18 protein-coding genes and 1 tRNA gene are annotated in these 16,437 nt (G+C 42.4%); 4 read left to right on the top strand and 15 right to left on the bottom strand.

The window, feature by feature from the left end; genetic code table 11:
• Nucleotides 1-23: 23 nt before the first annotated feature.
• The 14 genes from psbQ to V7K27_RS02890 form a co-directional block, all read right to left on the bottom strand.
• Nucleotides 24-479 (bottom strand): photosystem II protein PsbQ, encoded by a 456-nt coding sequence (psbQ, locus tag V7K27_RS02955; RefSeq protein ID WP_334944124.1) that lies wholly within the window; start codon nt 477-479, stop codon nt 24-26.
• Nucleotides 480-1,135: 656 nt separating this feature from the next.
• On the bottom strand, nt 1,136-1,333 hold the full coding sequence (locus V7K27_RS02950) for a hypothetical protein (RefSeq protein WP_334944123.1): 198 nt from the start codon (nt 1,331-1,333) through the stop codon (nt 1,136-1,138).
• Nucleotides 1,334-1,368: 35 nt separating this feature from the next.
• Nucleotides 1,369-1,575 carry a type II toxin-antitoxin system RelE/ParE family toxin gene (locus V7K27_RS02945; protein ID WP_442947584.1) on the bottom strand — a complete coding sequence of 69 codons (207 nt, stop codon included), beginning with the start codon at nt 1,573-1,575 and terminating at the stop codon, nt 1,369-1,371.
• Nucleotides 1,576-1,784: 209 nt separating this feature from the next.
• Nucleotides 1,785-2,468, bottom strand: a complete 684-nt coding sequence (locus V7K27_RS02940; RefSeq protein ID WP_334944121.1) for a Uma2 family endonuclease — start codon at nt 2,466-2,468, stop codon at nt 1,785-1,787.
• A gap of 11 nt (nt 2,469-2,479) precedes the next feature.
• Nucleotides 2,480-2,713: a hypothetical protein gene (locus tag V7K27_RS02935; RefSeq protein ID WP_334944119.1), complete on the bottom strand. Its 234-nt coding sequence runs from the start codon at nt 2,711-2,713 to the stop codon at nt 2,480-2,482.
• A 50-nt stretch (nt 2,714-2,763) separates the two neighbouring features.
• Nucleotides 2,764-4,659, bottom strand: coding sequence for a PhnD/SsuA/transferrin family substrate-binding protein (locus V7K27_RS02930; RefSeq protein ID WP_334944117.1), 1,896 nt, complete (start codon nt 4,657-4,659; stop codon nt 2,764-2,766).
• Complete coding sequence (locus tag V7K27_RS02925; RefSeq protein ID WP_334944167.1) at nt 4,631-4,810, bottom strand: helix-turn-helix transcriptional regulator; 180 nt, start codon at nt 4,808-4,810, stop codon at nt 4,631-4,633. Before V7K27_RS02925 ends, V7K27_RS02930 begins: the two co-directional genes overlap by 29 nt.
• A gap of 579 nt (nt 4,811-5,389) precedes the next feature.
• The gene (locus V7K27_RS02920; protein WP_334944115.1) at nt 5,390-6,118 is read right to left on the bottom strand and encodes an ABC transporter ATP-binding protein; all 729 of its coding nucleotides are present in this window, start codon (nt 6,116-6,118) and stop codon (nt 5,390-5,392) included.
• A gap of 77 nt (nt 6,119-6,195) precedes the next feature.
• Nucleotides 6,196-6,420 (bottom strand): indolepyruvate ferredoxin oxidoreductase subunit alpha, encoded by a 225-nt coding sequence (locus V7K27_RS02915; RefSeq protein ID WP_334944113.1) that lies wholly within the window; start codon nt 6,418-6,420, stop codon nt 6,196-6,198.
• Between the two features lie 217 nt (nt 6,421-6,637).
• Complete coding sequence (locus tag V7K27_RS02910; protein WP_334944111.1) at nt 6,638-7,852, bottom strand: ATP phosphoribosyltransferase regulatory subunit; 1,215 nt, start codon at nt 7,850-7,852, stop codon at nt 6,638-6,640.
• Nucleotides 7,852-8,814, bottom strand: coding sequence for a J domain-containing protein (locus V7K27_RS02905; RefSeq protein ID WP_334944109.1), 963 nt, complete (start codon nt 8,812-8,814; stop codon nt 7,852-7,854). Before V7K27_RS02905 ends, V7K27_RS02910 begins: the two co-directional genes overlap by 1 nt.
• 177 nt (nt 8,815-8,991) lie before the next feature.
• A complete protein-coding gene (locus V7K27_RS02900) occupies nt 8,992-9,804 on the bottom strand; it encodes an inositol monophosphatase family protein (protein WP_334944107.1) in 813 nt (270 codons plus the stop codon).
• 126 nt (nt 9,805-9,930) lie between these two features.
• The gene (locus V7K27_RS02895; protein ID WP_334944105.1) at nt 9,931-10,476 is read right to left on the bottom strand and encodes a thermonuclease family protein; all 546 of its coding nucleotides are present in this window, start codon (nt 10,474-10,476) and stop codon (nt 9,931-9,933) included.
• Between the two features lie 337 nt (nt 10,477-10,813).
• Entirely contained in the window at nt 10,814-11,182 is a 369-nt protein-coding gene (locus tag V7K27_RS02890; protein WP_334944103.1) for a 2Fe-2S iron-sulfur cluster-binding protein, read from the bottom strand.
• Between the two features lie 106 nt (nt 11,183-11,288).
• Between V7K27_RS02890 and V7K27_RS02885 the strand changes: the two genes are divergently transcribed.
• The 3 genes from V7K27_RS02885 (at nt 11,289) to V7K27_RS02875 (ending at nt 13,497) form a co-directional block, all read left to right on the top strand.
• Nucleotides 11,289-11,373: transfer RNA gene (locus V7K27_RS02885), tRNA-Ser, on the top strand.
• A 615-nt stretch (nt 11,374-11,988) separates the two neighbouring features.
• The gene (locus V7K27_RS02880) at nt 11,989-12,669 is read left to right on the top strand and encodes a HEAT repeat domain-containing protein (protein WP_334944101.1); all 681 of its coding nucleotides are present in this window, start codon (nt 11,989-11,991) and stop codon (nt 12,667-12,669) included.
• 261 nt (nt 12,670-12,930) lie between these two features.
• The gene (locus tag V7K27_RS02875) at nt 12,931-13,497 is read left to right on the top strand and encodes a phycobiliprotein lyase (protein WP_334944099.1); all 567 of its coding nucleotides are present in this window, start codon (nt 12,931-12,933) and stop codon (nt 13,495-13,497) included.
• Nucleotides 13,498-13,842: 345 nt separating this feature from the next.
• On the opposite strand, the gene V7K27_RS02870 is transcribed toward V7K27_RS02875, so the two are convergent.
• Nucleotides 13,843-15,363: a site-2 protease family protein gene (locus V7K27_RS02870; RefSeq protein ID WP_334944165.1), complete on the bottom strand. Its 1,521-nt coding sequence runs from the start codon at nt 15,361-15,363 to the stop codon at nt 13,843-13,845.
• Between the two features lie 193 nt (nt 15,364-15,556).
• Between V7K27_RS02870 and V7K27_RS02865 the strand changes: the two genes are divergently transcribed.
• Complete coding sequence (locus V7K27_RS02865) at nt 15,557-16,291, top strand: MBL fold metallo-hydrolase (RefSeq protein ID WP_334944097.1); 735 nt, start codon at nt 15,557-15,559, stop codon at nt 16,289-16,291.
• The last annotated feature ends 146 nt before the right edge of the window (nt 16,292-16,437 follow it).

The following is a 16,437-nucleotide window of genomic DNA, read 5'->3' as shown; positions in this document are numbered from 1 at the left end:
TCATAACTCCTAACTCATAACTCCTAACTCTCTTCTCTTTTCGGAAGAAGCTGGAGGAATTTGTCAATGTCTGCGAAAGCAGCTTGGGATTTACTCAAGGCAATTAGAGGATTGCCAGCACTAGTAGCTTTATCAAGTTTAACCAGGTCGTTAAACAAATCTCGCGTTATTTGACGTGCTGTGGGTTGGTCTTTGGGTAGAAGGTTGGGAGTGACATAAGTCAGGTTCAGCCTTGCTTCTGTTACCGGACCATGTATAAAGTTACGCACATTGATCCAATCACCTTCTTGGATCAGAGTTTTCAACTCTTGTGAGCGATCGCGCACAGCCTGAATTTCAGGAACATAAGCCTGAATTCTTTCAAGTTGCGTTGCCGTGTAAGTTGGAGGTGCCACCGCGACACCAGGACTGCCACAACTCAAGAGGAATGTGGCCAATAATACTAGAACAAATGAAAAAATCGAGTGTTGACGCACCATACACTAAACTTAATTGCTTTTTGTTTGCCGATTAACAGTGTCATTTTAGATCGCTAGGGCAATTTATCGTTCATTCTCAAGTTTTAAACAGAAAGCGATCGCAAGCCAAAAGCTAATGAGATAGCTGGAATCGAAGCCAGGATTAAAGACCTTAAGTCACTTAAAGAGGAGCTAAAAGAAGAACCTGAATAAAACCGCCCTAGCCTTTACAGGCAGGACGGTTTTGTTTTGTGAAGAGGATTTGAATTATGAATGCGGGATTTACCGAGGCAACTACAGGTTAAATAAATATGATCCACCTGGCTAAGGAACGTAAATTAATTGAAGAAGAATTCAGAATCCAGAATCCAGAATTCACCAATCTTTCAGTCGGGGATTGGGACCCGCGACTTTCTTGTTGACCACAAAACTAGAATTTTTGGTGGGGGTGCAAAAACGCCGATTATTCATCCGCTTTTTCGTTCAGAATACCCAACTGAATTCTGACTCCTGACTCCTGACTCCTGAATTCTGTTCGATAAAATACAAAACTTCATCCTGTATCTAGCTTCCCTCTCCAATATATCGGAGAGGGATTGAGGGTGAGGTAAGCCAGGGAGATAAATTGGATGTTAACCCAAGTTGCAGGTTATCGACTGATCTGTGCTTGTTACCACTCAATTAATGCGATCGCGTGCAACAAAGTGGCGTTGGGCTGTGAAGATTTCTTCTAAGACAATGCGCGATCGCTTTCCCCCACGTTTAGCTAATGCTTCTTTTGGTGTAAGATATTCATAGCCCATGTTTTGCAGAAGAGTAAGGGCAGGAAGTTGGGAGATGATATTTTCTAGCCAGTCACTTGGGGATAGGTTCATTGTCTTGTGCTTTAAGTCATCTGTGGTAGGCTGCTTTAACTTTCTGCATCATCATCGGAGAATTGATTTTGTATGTCTCTAAATTGATGAAAAATTCTTACAATTTCCAAGTATTCAGTAAGCTGAGTGTAATATATAGTATAGGGCTTAATGGGTAAACTGCGTAGTCCTGTTTGGAGTTCATCTCGTTTTCTTCCCATATCAGGAAATTGAGCTAACATGGGGAATTTATCAAGTAACAGATTGCTTAATCTGCTTCACCAAATGCTCTAATACCTGCATCTGTTCCACTAAACTTAATAAACTCCGTGGGTTTAAGTCCCCCGGTTCTATAATCGGTAAGTTTTGAGTCGGGGTCAAATCCCCTTACAATAACTTTACTTCCGACTTCCGACTTCCGACTTCTTTAATTGATCAATTTTATTTAAAACGCGCTCAATTGAAAAGCTCATTATTGTTCCTCCACTACTGTTGATGATTTTGCTAACTGTTCCCTCACCCATTCCCGCACATGACGAATTAAACTTGTTTCACCCATTATTAAACTTAATTCCAAAAACTTCATCAATACAGCAGCATCAAAAATCGGCAACACTAACGATATTTCACGAGGTTGGTAGTCATTATTAACTAAACTCAAAATTGTCAAAGTTTCACGATCAAAACGCCATACCTCTGGCACACCCAACGCCGCATAAATCCCCATCCGATTCATCGAACTGCTGGTACTATCAACCTCAATCGCCAAATCTGGAGGTGGATCAATTGTCAAATCAATTACATCTTTACCGCGTACAGCTAACTCATTTTGAATGTAATAACACTCATCTGCTTCTAAACCCTTGCGTAAATCTTCTCGTGTCCAAGTTGTAGAACCTAAACTGAAAATTTCAATGCCTATCTCTTCTGTAGTAACTTCAACAAAACGACCCAATAATCGTTTATAACGTTCGTGTGGTGGTAGCGGCATCATAATCTCCAAAGTTCCATCATCATAAGTCAGTCGCGTTCCTGGTTGTGACTCCAAATCTCGCACTAAATTCTGATAGGTATCCCAGTGAATGCCTTGCAATATGGTTATGTTTGTAGGTAATAATTTTGCCAAAGGCGTATCAGAAGCGATCGCACTAGTCATAGTTTTCTCCTTTAGCTATAAATATCCAATTCTTTGAGATATTCACTCATCTTAACTCGCACCTCAGATAGTTCCGCCTCTAGCCCTTCAATTTCCTGCTGAACTGCGGCAATATTAATCTCTTCTTCTTCCTCAAAAGTATCTACATACCTGGGAATATTCAAATTAAAATCATTTAATCGCGTCTCTACTCCCTGTCTACGCAAATAATTATGGCTACGCCAGGCTGCGCGAACAAAAATCAAAGCAGACTGCTATATCTTGCCCCCTGGTGTCAGCTTCGCTTAAGGCAACATTAAGCTTTAGGTTGTAATACTACTAGCTGAGTAGGGTTTTCAATTGTTAGTTCACAAGTGCCGTCTTGTAGTTCTATTGGCTCTACTCCAATAATATTGACTTGTTTTCTATTAATAATTTCTGGTGAGCTAGCATCCATAATTTTGTTCAGCGTTTGTGAAGAAACAAAGACTTGGCAGGTTTGATGATTTTCTCGTTCCAATCGTAATCGAATCATTCCATTGCCCTGCTTGGTCAAACCAGCCACCCGTCCTAGAATCCCTTGAGATGTTGCGTTACAAAAAAATTGTACAGGATTTCTACTAAAATTAGCGCAAGACAAAACTTGATCTGCTCTTAATGCAATCGTTCTAAATTCTTTATAGTCTGGCTCTTCTCCTCTGTCGTAGTTTGCCTGTTTCTTAATTCTTTTAGGTGCATTTTCTAAAATGTTTTGAATCTGCTTTTGAATAGTAGGAGTTAATTTTGGAGATAAGTAAACTCCTGTGCCTGGAATTTCTCTACTAATTTGAATTAGTCGGAATTGTGGATCATCCTTGACCGTAGTGTATACAACTGCTCCTATATCTGCTTGTTTATTAGCTACTAGCTCTCGGATTTTACTACTTCTATGTCCTGCCGTTACAGTTATAGATTTTCCATATAAATTATAGGCAGGCATATAGAAGCTCGAAGCTGAATTTAAATCTCCAAGAGCGATAGTTGTTGTAGACTTAATATCTTCAATTGACTTAATTCGACTATCAGACCTAACAAATAAAACTGATTCATAAGTAAGTGGATACTTAGGATACATTCGAGCTAACCATTTGTAATTATTATCTTTAGCTCGCATTCCATTCATGGGTGAGTTGGCAAACACGATATCCCATTTGTTTTTAGAAATATTATTTTGAGCATCTTTATATGTAATTTCAGAGTTACCTTCAACTACTACATTTATGGCTTGAGAACCGAGTTGTTTTTTTAAGTATGTTTTAAATTCTGAATACTGGTTAGGTGAAGTGATAATGCCTATAACAAGAGGCTTTTTAGTAATATCTTTATAACAAATACTATTTACTCTTGTTTCAGTAGCGGTTTCGCATGGTCTTTGATTAAAATAATACCAAACCGCAAATATTCCTACTCCTACTACTACAAAGCAAGTAAGGATTATAGAAGGATAAATATATTTATTATCATGTAGTTTTATCGGGGGAGCAACAGCAATTGGAGGTGGTTTACCAACTCGTTTTATCGGTGGGTCAACAGGTATTGGTAGCGTAGAAACTATTTGTGTACCAGAGTCAGTCGGCTGACCAATAAGTATTTCAATTTTTTCTAGTGAGATTCCTGTGAGTTCGCTAATAATTTTTTTAATACCAACTTCATTGAATTTTGCAGCAACATTTTCCCTAGTTCTAATACTGCCTAAGACCTGTTCTATTCTAGATACATTACAAATTTGCACTGACCTTCCATGTTGAAAGCTATTAATAACTGCATCTTTTATTTCAAATTGTGTTTGATCGGGAGCAACAACAAAATAATTAACCCAAAAATTAATATCCTGAAATATACAAGACCGAAGTTTATCTTTAATAACTAGGCTGTATCGTTCAACTTGTATATATGGATTGCCGCCAACTGCTTTAATTTCTTGATTATCAGAAAACCATGTTTCGTTGGCGCTTCCTGTCCACTTACCTTTATATCCTTTTGCCTCCAAACATACAAATACTCCTGGCTCCATAACCACCAAAGCATCAATTTCGTGAAGCTTTGAACTGAGAGCCTCTCTAAAAGCAAAACCCATAAGGGCATAACCTGCAAGTTGTGCTTGCTCTAGAGTTGTTTTTAATTCTCTCTCAAAACCTTGAACTTCAACTCCCTGTGGTAAAAGCACTTTCATAATATTTCATCTTCTCCAACATCCCCTCAATCTTCTCCATCGCTAGCGGCGACAGTTTAGAGCGTCGATTTTCCCAACGATTAATTGTTGTATATGTCACACCGAAAGTTATTGCAAGCTGTTCTTGCGTTAGCCCAGCCAAAAGCCGCAGCTTAAGTAACTGATACTATATTATTTGCTACATATTAACCATGTAAAATCGCGGACTACATCAGTGAATACCCTGAAAATGTGTTTTTATAGTAAATCTTTTTGCTTTAATTAAGGGAATTTTTTAAGTGATGTTGAATTTGAATTCAAGGGAGGGAAAGTTGCTAGTAGAACTTACGCATTGACAAACTAGACGAAAAATGCAATGAGGGGCAAGAGAAAAACAGGCGATGCCTACGCTAATCGCTAGGGACTTTAACCTGTTCGTAATTAAGAATTAAGAATTGTGAATGAGGGTTTTGGCAGATCCGAATAATTTACGTTTTGGTGATTTTTTCCTGAATGAATGTCCTGTTTTATGTTTCTACTCGCTGTAGATGTGATTAGAAACGCAAGGATTATTGGGGAGAATTCTTTGAGCATCGAAAACGACGGTCGCGGCAGTGGCAGGAAGTGTTATGGCTTTTGTATTAGTTATAGATAGCGTAGGCTTTGCCCAACCTAGCGATCGCTATCCCTTGGTGAAGCTCCCATCTTAAACTGGTGTAATGTTGAATGGGGCAAGAGTGATTCAAAAGGGTTAATGTCTCTTACCTGCTCCCAGATATAGCTCACCCACTTTCGGGTCATTCAACAATTCTTCACCAAGACCGGAGATCGCATCACGTCCCGACTCTAATACATATCCACGATTGGCCATCTCTAAAGCTTTACGGGCATTTTGTTCTACTAGTACGATCGCAGTACCCGCCTGATTAATTTGTTTAATCTGCTCAAACACTTGTGTCACCAAGATGGGCGATAAAGCAGCAGATGGTTCATCCAAAATCAGCAAACTAGGTTCCAACATCAAAGCTTTGCCCATCGCTAGCATCTGGCGTTCTCCTCCAGAGAGAGTACCAGCGCGTTGACGACGGCGATCGCTTAATCTAGGGAACATAGTAAATATTTTATCTTTGATTGGTTTCAGGGGAACGTTAAGCACAAAAGCACCCATCTCCAAGTTCTCTTCAACACTGAGAGAGGGGAACACATTGGCGATTTGCGGTACGTAGCACATTCCTCGTTGGACGATTTGATTGGACTTTAGCCCCACGATATTTTCACCTTTGAAGGTAATTGTGCCTGTGTGGGGGATCAAAAGCCCAAAAATTGCTTTTGCCAGGGTAGATTTACCAGCACCGTTGGGGCCAATCACTGTTACCAATTCTCCTGGTGCAACCCGAAAATTCACACCTTGCAGGATATCTACATCTTTGATGTATCCAGCGTGGACATTTTGAACATCTAGTAAATAGTCATTTGTCATTGGTCATTTGTCATTTGTCGTTGGTCAACAGTCAAGTCAAACATAGCTATTGACTATTGACTGTTGACTATGGACTATTACGGAGTTTTTTGCAACTCCGGTCGTTCTTCTGGAAGAATCGCCCCTTCTACTGGGCAAACTTGGAGACATATACCACAGTCTATGCAGGTGGCAAAGTCAATCCAGTACCAATCGGTGCCCTTGACATTTTTGCCTGGGCCTTCATGAATGCAAGCAACTGGACAAGCACCTACGCAGTCAGCGACACCTTCACAGACTTCTGTAACAATCGTATGCGGCATGTTCTCGATTCCCTCTCTTCTGTATCGGCTATTTCTAGCCTAGCAGGGGAGTGGGGAGTGGGGAGAGTAAGAATTTTAGATTTTAGATTTTGGATTAAAGAATTGAAATTTAATCCAAAATCTAAAATCCCTTCGGGTTCAGCAGTCACTCATGGGGGAAACCCCCAAGACCGCGCTGCTTCACCAAAATCCAAAATTGAATTGCCCTGTTTGGCCACTAACGCAATGATTCAATGGTTGGTGAGCCATCAGCTTTGATCCAAGCAATTTGGGCTATGCTGCGATCGCGTGCATATTGGCGAATAGCGTCTGCATCCCTTCCCCCCAAATCAATTTCTACCCGCACCAAATGAGTAGAATCTCTGAGTTTTTGCGCGTAGGCAAAGGCCGCAGTGTTAGCACTCGGCGTCTCTGGTACTACTAACCAGTTACTCGCTGGGGTTACTTGTGGTAATTGCTGAGTAGACAACAAAACTTGGTATAAATCTTCGATATTGAGTCCAAAACCAATTCCGGGGATATTTTCTCCTTGGGGATGATATAGCCCCAAAAGCTGGTCATAGCGACCACCGCGCCCTAAAACTCTGGCTTGGGATTCGGTATCGTTGACAACTTCAAATACAATACCGGTGTAGTAATCTATGGTCTGAATCAGGCTGAGGTCGAGGATTAACGGAAATTTTTTCTCTGACTCTAGTAATTCTACTAGGGATTTGAGGTTATTCACTGCCTCTCGCTGTTCTTCATCTAAATCCAAACTACTAACTTTTTGTAACACGTCTGCACTAGAGCCGCGCAAATCCAGGATGATTCGGGCGCGATCGCGTAGTTTGTCACTTAGAGGTAAAGTATCTATAGTAATGCGGTCAAGATGAGCGATCGCACTGCGAACTTTATCCTGTAAATTAGCAGGAAAGGCACTCAGAAGCGATCGGGTAATTCCCGCCTCACCTAAAATTAAATGCCATTCCCGCAAACCCAGTGCTGCCAAACAATCTGCGATTAACAGCAGTACTTCGGCATTCGCCAGCAATCCGCCAGCACCCAATAACTCCACCCCAGCTTGATAAAACTCTTGCTGGCGATTATGTCTACTTTCCCAAGTGCGGCGAAACACATTGGCGTTGTAATATAACCGTTGTGGATAACGCAGATCTGCCATCCGAGTCACAACGGTGCGAGCAATAGATGCTGTTAATTCTGGACGTAGCCCTAACTCATCATCTTCGCCATTTTGTTGTAGTTGAATCACCATCTGGCGCTGGATTGCTTCCCCTGCCATCAGAGTATCCATGCGTTCTAAAGTCGAGGTGATAATCCTGTGATATCCCCAACGGTGAAACACCTGCTGTAACCGATCTTCAATCCAGCGTTTTTTCGCCACATCCAAGGGCAATAAATCCCTGGCTCCCGATGCAGGTTGATACACCATTATTTTTTCTTCCCACCAAACAAACCACCGAACAAACCGCCACTACCAGATTTATCTGGTTGCTTATCTTTATTATTGGGGGATGAAGTCACCTTATGATCGCCATGTTGTTGTCCTAAAGCTTTATCTATTTTAGGTTTCCATTGCAGAGCCGTTTCATCATGGGGGTCTAATTTTAGAGCGTTGTCAAAGTGGATTTTTGCCATTTTTAGCTGATTTTGCTTTAAATACACCATTGCAATTAAGCTATGGCAGCGACTATTTTTAGGTTCTAGCTTTAGGGCATCTTGCAACTCTACTTTGGCTTGGGCAAATTGGTTTTTATCAATCAAAGATTGAGCGCGACGAACATATTGTTCTATAACCGAGTCTTCTTTTGGTGGCGCTGGTGCTGGTGCTGGTGGTGTATTTTTTGCTGTATCTGGATGAGGCGTATCTGATTGAACTTTGGGTTGAGCATGTGGCGGCGGCGCTGTGGATGATTTGCCCGCACTCCGCATTAAATACACTAAATTCAACTCACTAACTTGGGCAATGACTTGCAGCACTTGCTCTAAAGAATCATATTGAGTTTGGGCTAGTTTAGCGATCGCACTTTTATAGAAATGATCGAGATTCGGGGCTTGGGCTAACTGTTTACCCAAGTCAGTGTTTAGAGTTACCGAAGTAGACTCTTGTACTAGGCGCTTGCCAATTTGCGACAAAATTATAATATATTCGGTGCGAGTGCGATCGTTAGTCAGTTTTTCGTAAGCCGGGTTAACTAGCTTTGATAAGAATTCGTTCCCTAGCTGTTTTTGAGCCGCACTTTCAGTAAGATTACTGTCCGGGTGCAGACGGCGGGCGATTTGGAGATAACGTTTGCGAATCTCTTTGACATCTGCATCAACTGGAACGCACAATATTGCGTGATGATCTATGAAATCATATTTAAATAGTCCACGATCTATTTTGAAAGACATACAGAACTCTTGCACCAAAGGAGCAGTTAGATTCTTTCTAGTTTACTTCGCTTGATCAGTCATTAGTCATTAGTCATTAGTCATTAGTCATTAGTCATTGGGCAATAATCAATAGTTCATCTCCCCCCACTCCCCACTCCCCACTCCCCACTCTCCACTCTCCACTCCCCACTCCCCTCACACCCACGCTGACAGTGGCGGAACTTGTGAAAGTTCGTTACTGAGAGAGTCGTGAATATAACTATTTGTTGCGAGAATTCTACCTGATTCAATTTTGACGGGATTGCCATCGTAGGCGGTGACTTTGCCCCCAGCTTCTTGTACCAAAATTATCCCGGCGGCAATATCCCAAGGAGCAAGCCCTCGTTCCCAGTAACCATCGACACGTCCACAGGCAACATAGGCCAAATCTAGCGATGCGGAACCGCTACGTCTGACTCCTTGGGTAAGATGGGTGAGGTGACTAAATTCTGCGTAGTTGTTATCAGAAGTTTCGCGGCGATCGTAGGCAAATCCTGTCACTAGTAGGCTTTTACTCAGTTCCGATGTTACCGAAACCTTGATGGGATGACGGTTTCGCGTTGCTCCTAAGCCAGTAGCCGCACGGAATAGCTCATTGTTAAATGGGTCATAAATTACACCAACTTGCGGAACGCCATGAATTAACAGCCCGATAGAAACCGCAAAAAATGGGTATTGATGGGCATAGTTGGTTGTGCCATCTAGAGGATCTATTGCCCAGAGGTATTCATTCTCTTGATTACCTAATTTCCCTGATTCTTCAGCGAGGATAGAATGCTGGGGAAAATGGCGGCGCAAAAGTTCTAAAATCAACTCTTCTGAGGCTTTATCAGCAACGGTGACTAAATCACCAGGGCGTCCTTTTTCAATAATTGCATCTTCTAACTTACCCAAGTAACCTTGCAAAATAGTACCAGCAGCTAAGGCCGCTTCCGTAGCAATATCTAGAAAAATTTGTAGATTTGTCATTTGTCATTTGTCATTTGTCATTTGTCATTTGTCATTTGTCATTGGTTCATCTCCCTCATCTCCCTCATCTCCCTCATCTCCCTCATCTTCCCCACTCCCTATTCCCCACTCCCCATTCCCCACTCCTCAAAGATTTTGGCGGCGAAACTCGCCGGGAGTGAGGCGCATGGGTTTTTCTGCATTCCAGATTCCTTGCCCCATGAGTCTAGCCCATTGTTGGGCACGTTCTAAACGCTGGTCATATTTGTGGTTAGGCGATCGCCCAACAAACATTGCATTCCCTTGTTTCACCAATTCTTCATTCAACAACACCTTATTTTTCCACACATAAGCTAGAGTTCGGCCGATTTTGTCTTTTGCTTCTAAATCAAACTCTAGCGTTACCGATTGTTCTGCACCACCAATTAGATTCTCTAACTGTTCTTTTGCTGCTTCCCCCCAAGGCCGCTGCCGCAAATCTGGTGCATCAAGACCCACTAACCGCACTTGGGAAATCAAATTTGGTTGTTCCGCCATGCCTAACACTTCCAAACTTTGCCCACTAACTACCCGCGCTACTTTCACCTGAGCTTCATTGTTTGGCAGCTGGTTTTTACCTTGGCAACTCACCAAGAGCAATAAGCAAGCCAAAATAGCTATTTTTCGCACCCAGTTACCAAAATGTACAGGCATCGGAAATTCGGTGATTTTGAATAGTTTATCAAAACAGAATAAAAGCGCCAGTCGTCAGAATTCAGAATGAATTTTGACCGAAAAAGCGGATGAATAGACTCTTTTTAGACCCCCACCAAATCGTAGATTTGGTGGTAACAGAGCAGCGCCGAAGTGTGGTCAACTTTCGTAGTGGCGGGTCCAAATCCCCGACTGATGGTTACGTAGCTCTGCCGAAGTATTGATTCTGAATTCTGAATTCTGAATTCTGAATTCTGGATTCTGCATTCTGAATTCTGGATTCTGCATTCTGAATTCTGGATTCTGCATTCTGAATTCTGGATTCTGCATTCTGAATTCAATCCTCATCTAAGGGTAAACCCGCTTTAACTCTCCCCCTAGCAAAATATCGTCCAAACTGGAGTTCGTAGACTTCATCTTCGTCTTGTGTCTCCACCTCCAAGTCAGAACGGGGGTAACTCACACACAACAAGGCATAACCTTGCCGACGTAAATCTGGCGACAATCCGATCGCCTCTGGTTGGTAAATTTCTCCTGACAACACTCTCACAGCACAAGTGGTGCAGGCCCCGTTGCGGCAGGAAAACGGCAGTTCCACCCCTTGTTTTTCGCCAGAGTGCAGGATGTAGCGGTCTTCTGGAACTTCTAGAGTGTATGTTTTGCCAGTGGCGCGATCGCTAACTCTAATTGTGTATGTACGGGACATCTGGATTTGCTTTTTGGGATTGGGACTTTCAGATTCAATCTAAAATATCTTTCTTTATCTTTGCATTTTCTGCGATTCTATAGTATCATGGTAACTTGTGGCACCTGGAGAGGTGGCCGAGTGGTTGAAGGCGCACGCCTGGAAAGTGTGTTTAGGGCAACTTAACGAGGGTTCGAATCCCTCCCTCTCCGTTCTCAAACCTAGTTTAAATATATAGTTTTAATCAGACTTATACAAATAGTCCGGTTTAAAAAATAGCAGAATATATTCTTAAGATTGCTTTGAAGGTGGGTTAGCGTAATCCTACTCTTACAGCTATTTTCAGCTAAATAGACCATGCGGTAGGGGCACAGAAAAAGCTCATGCGTGTCAACTTAAGCCAAAACCCTTTTCAAATCTCGTTTCCAGCCTCTTGCTGGAAATGCAGTTCCTGGTGGCTCTGCCGCCAGGAACAGAGGCGGAGCCTCAATGACGGGCATTCCCAGTCGGAGACTGGGAACGAGACAATCTTAAAAGCTGCTTATAGACTGGCTTTCACGTTAAGTTGACACCAATGAGCTTTTTCTGTGCCCCTACGACAGATGTGGTTCAAATACATGATTTCTGCTGTAAGCAAGCTACGCACAGCGTCGTGTTAAATCTGACTGCTAAATTCAATACAGAATCTCGCCGGAAGTAACATTTGTTTATTTTTAAATCATAGTCGAGGCACTTTGTCAAGTAGCCAAACTCCTACTTCACTATGGTGACAGCCTGATGAACGGATCGGGTAAATTAAGATAAGTAAAGAAAACGCTTTGAACCAAATGGCAACTCTAAGCTTAGAAGAAATTTCTACTCAGTTAGAAAGTCCGAATTTACGCGATCGCATGGTAGCCTTGGCGAATCTGCGTCATGTTGCTGCTGAGGATGCAGTCCCTTTGATTAAAAAGGTACTAGATGACGAATCTTTGCAACTGCGATCGATGGCAATATTTGCTCTTGGAATCAAGCCGACGCCAGAATGTTATGCAATTTTGGTCAGAATTCTCGAAAATGACCCCGATTATGGTATACGCGCTGATGCTGCCGGTGCTTTAGGATATTTGGGTGATGCTAGAGCCTTTGAGGTGCTTTCACGGGCGTTTTATGAAGATACTGATTGGCTAGTACGCTTTAGTGCCGCCGTTTCTCTAGGTAACATTAAAGATCCGCGTGCGCGTCAAATTCTGCTTCGGGCATTAGATAGCGAAGAAGTAGTGTTGCAACAAGCTGCAATCTCTGCACTGGGAGAAATTCAAGACATTGAATCTGTCGATCAGATCCTGCGCTTCGCTCAATCAGATGATTGGTTAGTAAGGCAGCGTTTGGCAGAAGCTTTGGGAAATCTTCCTACTCCCAAGAGTGTCTCAGCTTTGAAATATTTGGAAAAAGACAATCATTTCAACGTTGCTGAGGCAGCCAGGATTGGACTGAAGAAGCTTGAGGAAATAGCCAATCAAGCTTAATATTAAAGTTTCCGACGACATTTTAATCAGAAGAATTCAGAACTCAGGAGTCAGAATTCAGTATGAATTCTGTACGAGTGGGTGATGAATATTGGTCAAAACCTCCCCCCTGGTGGGCGAAAAAAATTAAAATGTTCTTCCTAATTAAAACTCTATCCCTTTATGGGTAGAGAATTCTGAATTCTGAATTCTGAATTCTGACTCCTGTTTTATCATAATTAAGTGGGAATTTTAGCATTTTGATGCAGGGTAATTTTATTCATGAATATTGAAGAGTTTTTTCAGTTAAGTGCTGGTAAATGGTTTTCTCATCGTACTAGTCAACATTTGGCTTTTAACCAATCTGAAAATAGCAAGTCAGACATTATCATTGAGACACTGGCAGTAGATGATCCAGAAGTGATTAAACTCTGTCAACAGTACAAAATTAATCTTAGTTCTGCCTCTTGTGCTACCAAAATTACTTGGAACGGCACAATGGAAAAGGATCAAGCAAAACACAGTGGTTCAACTGTGTTAGTTTTGGTGCCTGATGCAGATAATCCGGCTCAAGGCAAGTTACTACGAGAAATAGTTGATGCCGATAAAACTCCAGTTGCCGGACGCTATAAAATTGATAGTGATGATGCTTTGACTCTCACTACAGAGGATGAAACCATGAGTTCTGAGGAGCGTCTGTGGTTTGCTAGCCCTAATTTGCGAATGCGGGTAAATGTCCTCAAAAGTTTTGGTGGACTTAGTATCACTTCCTTCACTTCTGAGATTCGCATGGGTGGTTTTCCACCAGCCGCGAAGGTTTCCGAGGCGGCTAATTCAGTATCTAGTTAGTTTTGTAGGGGAGCCAGTGCGTTAGGACTAATGTCCATAACGCACCCTACCAGATTATTTTACTGGGGAACAAATTCAAATCACAAAATACCAAACTGTGGTTAATTGCATAGTTGGGAAAAAATTTAGATATCTAGTATAAGATTAGTGAAATGCACGTAGTGGACCCTCTAGACTAAAATAGTGCATTAGACGTAGACGTAGGTTGGGTGGAGCGGAGCGTAACCCAACTGATTATCAGGATGTTGGGTTACGCAAAGCTTGCACCCAACAAAGCAATTTTTTTGCAACATTTTTTCAGAAATCAAATATGATTCCTATATTTCTCTCTGGCGTTGATACTTTTTAAATTTGCAAAAAGTTAGCGATCGCCTGCGGTAATGGCAGAACAATTATAATCAGTAAAGCGATCGCCAGTAATCCCCAAATGTCACGTCCATTATCCAATTCCGTCACATCATTCAGCGCTGGTTCATCAACCAACGGCATAAATAATAAGATAATCGCCCACACCAAAAATTCTTCCCGAACTAAAGAAAGTAATAGCAACAACACGCGAGCAATTTGACCAATTACCATTGCAATTCGTTGTCCAAACATCGCATGGACAATGTGACCTCCATCAAGTTGTCCCACAGGCATTAAATTTAACGCCGTGACAACTAATCCCAGAAAACCAGCGACTGCAAGTGGGTGTAAGTCAAGGGCTGATTTTGCTGTTAACTGACTTCCCAAAGCTAACTTCGAGAGTAGCGCCAGTAAAATTGAATACTTGGGATTTAGGGCATCAAGATTCAAAACTCGGCTTTTTTCATTCAGGGAAACTACGTCAGAATGAGCCAAGCCCCATATTAGTAATGGCAAGGTAACAACAAAACCTGCAAGTGGCCCAGCGATACTAATATCAAATAAAGCTTTGCGGTTAGGAATAGGACTACGCATCTGAATAAATGCGCCAAAAGTTCCTAAGAAGAAAGGCACGGGAATAAAGTAAGGCAACGTCGAGCGAATATTGTAAAATTTAGCTGTCAAATAATGCCCAAGTTCGTGAATACCCAAAATAGTCATTAGTCCTAAAGCATAGGGCAATCCTTTGAATAGGGCATCTGGGTTAGATAGAACTTTGAACAAAGAGCCAATTTCCCAGATAGGCGGCAGAGAAACACCAGCATTTTGCACTCCCACCAAGGTAGTAGTTACCAAAGTAGCTGCTAGGAGCAGAAGTGCTAATCCTGGTCGAGTTAACCGTTGCTGCTCGTGTTGTGGTGTATTTCTCTCTTTAGCAGCTTGAGTGTTGGGAACTAGCACAAAGAAAGGTTTGTCATTTAAACCTTCTTGAAAGATTAGTACGAAGCGATCGCCAAATTCTGCTTCAATATTAGTCTTAATCTGCTGGTAGGCGTTGCTGGCTTTAGTTCGCAACTGACCACGACAAATCACAGCTTGTGGCCGATACTCAATATTTTGAACGTAGTATACAGACCAAGGAAAACAATTTCGTAGTTGGGTTTCTTCTGTTAACTCAATGGGACGCACTATTGGTTCTGGGGTAGGTTGGATAGTCGGCTGTGATTCGGAGGCTTGAGCTTGGGCTTCGGTCTGTGTATCTGTTGGCGCTTGACGCCCCCATTGAAACAACGTCCAATACAATAGTGTGCAGACAAATAACGACCAGAGAATCAGCGCTGGCGGTGGAGGTTGTTTCGCCCCATATATCAGCGTCCATCCACTCAACAGAAATGCTGGTGTCATTAAAACCAGCCACAACAACCATACTGGCGTCCGGGTGATGTGAGCGACGCTGTGCTGCACCATTAGATAAGTAGCTAGCCCCAGTAGGATGATAAACAGAAACCAAAATGCCATATTATCTTCAGTAATTTGGACAAAACGCCCCACCAGTAGCTTCAGCACCATAGCATTAACTACAAGGCAGACCTGAAACCCCAATTTTATTCCCAACGGTTAACAGTGCTGTTTAAGGCTTAAGTTTCAATTCTTCAGAATTTCCACACTGTCATCAGATTGTTCACAATTTCTCAGTTTCGGTTTTTTGATCATGTGCCCTTTACCTCAAGTGCCAAGTCATACAACTAAGCCACCACGGGCTGTCTTTCTTGACGAAGTTCCTAGCGGAGGTTCTCTGCAATCGGACTTCGCCCCAGAGAGCATTTTTGCCTTTCCACCCAATCGGGACACATTAGGGGGAACCTCTTATTTTATTGTAAGAAATGAAGGCAATATCCTCATAGATTGCCCTGCTCTAGACCAAACAAATCAAGATTTCTTAGGAACGCATGGCGGCGTGCGTTGGTTATTTCTCACCCATCGAGGCGCGATTGGCAAAACTGCTGAAATTCAGCAAATCTTTGGCTGCGAGGTGCTGATTCAAGAGCAAGAAGCTTATTTATTACCAGGTTTAACCGTAACTACCTTTAGGCAGGAATTTACTCTCGATGCCGCTACACAAGTGATTTGGACACCAGGGCATTCTCCCGGCTCATCTTGCCTCTACTACAGCGAATTTGGAGGCATATTGTTTTCTGGTCGCCATTTAGTTCCTAACCAGCAGGGTCAACCAGTACCATTACGGACAGCGAAAACCTTTCACTGGCCTAGGCAAATTAACAGTCTTCGCTTCTTGTTAGAACGTTTTACACCAGAAACTCTCCGCTACATTTGTCCTGGAGCTAATACTGGCTTTCTCAGAGGCAAGCGTGTGATAGATCAAGCTTATCAACACCTCACCTCTCTGGATTTACCAGCTTTGCTGCGGATACAGCCGCTACTTTAGAAGTCTACAGTGTATACACAAGTCTCTTGACGGACAATGCCATTGCATCGGCTTTTAAAACCTCGTTTCCAGCAAGAGGCTGGAAATGCACCTCATTGTGGCTCCGCCGCAAGTCTTGAGGCGGAGCCTCTCGGAATGCATTCCCA

It is taken from the genome of Nostoc sp. (genome assembly GCF_036919575.1).
Taxonomy (GTDB): Bacteria; Cyanobacteriota; Cyanobacteriia; order Cyanobacteriales; family Nostocaceae; genus Nostoc.
The sequence above is the reverse complement of the archived record's forward strand: the minus strand, read 5'-3'. Positions and strand labels throughout refer to the sequence as shown.

Bases quoted from the DNA above. Each gene is read 5' to 3' on its own strand.
- psbQ (WP_334944124.1), bottom strand. From the start codon at position 479: ATGGTGCGTCAACACTCGATTTTTTCATTTGTTCTAGTATTATTGGCC.
- V7K27_RS02950 (WP_334944123.1), bottom strand. From the start codon at position 1,333: ATGAACCTATCCCCAAGTGACTGGCTAGAAAATATCATCTCCCAACTT.
- V7K27_RS02940 (WP_334944121.1), bottom strand. From the start codon at position 2,468: ATGACTAGTGCGATCGCTTCTGATACGCCTTTGGCAAAATTATTACCT.
- V7K27_RS02930 (WP_334944117.1), bottom strand. From the start codon at position 4,659: ATGAAAGTGCTTTTACCACAGGGAGTTGAAGTTCAAGGTTTTGAGAGA.
- V7K27_RS02920 (WP_334944115.1), bottom strand. From the start codon at position 6,118: ATGACAAATGACTATTTACTAGATGTTCAAAATGTCCACGCTGGATAC.
- V7K27_RS02915 (WP_334944113.1), bottom strand. From the start codon at position 6,420: ATGCCGCATACGATTGTTACAGAAGTCTGTGAAGGTGTCGCTGACTGC.
- V7K27_RS02910 (WP_334944111.1), bottom strand. From the start codon at position 7,852: ATGGTGTATCAACCTGCATCGGGAGCCAGGGATTTATTGCCCTTGGAT.
- V7K27_RS02905 (WP_334944109.1), bottom strand. From the start codon at position 8,814: ATGTCTTTCAAAATAGATCGTGGACTATTTAAATATGATTTCATAGAT.
- V7K27_RS02900 (WP_334944107.1), bottom strand. From the start codon at position 9,804: ATGACAAATCTACAAATTTTTCTAGATATTGCTACGGAAGCGGCCTTA.
- V7K27_RS02895 (WP_334944105.1), bottom strand. From the start codon at position 10,476: ATGCCTGTACATTTTGGTAACTGGGTGCGAAAAATAGCTATTTTGGCT.
- V7K27_RS02890 (WP_334944103.1), bottom strand. From the start codon at position 11,182: ATGTCCCGTACATACACAATTAGAGTTAGCGATCGCGCCACTGGCAAA.
- V7K27_RS02880 (WP_334944101.1), top strand. From the start codon at position 11,989: ATGGCAACTCTAAGCTTAGAAGAAATTTCTACTCAGTTAGAAAGTCCG.
- V7K27_RS02875 (WP_334944099.1), top strand. From the start codon at position 12,931: ATGAATATTGAAGAGTTTTTTCAGTTAAGTGCTGGTAAATGGTTTTCT.
- V7K27_RS02870 (WP_334944165.1), bottom strand. From the start codon at position 15,363: ATGGCATTTTGGTTTCTGTTTATCATCCTACTGGGGCTAGCTACTTAT.
- V7K27_RS02865 (WP_334944097.1), top strand. From the start codon at position 15,557: ATGTGCCCTTTACCTCAAGTGCCAAGTCATACAACTAAGCCACCACGG.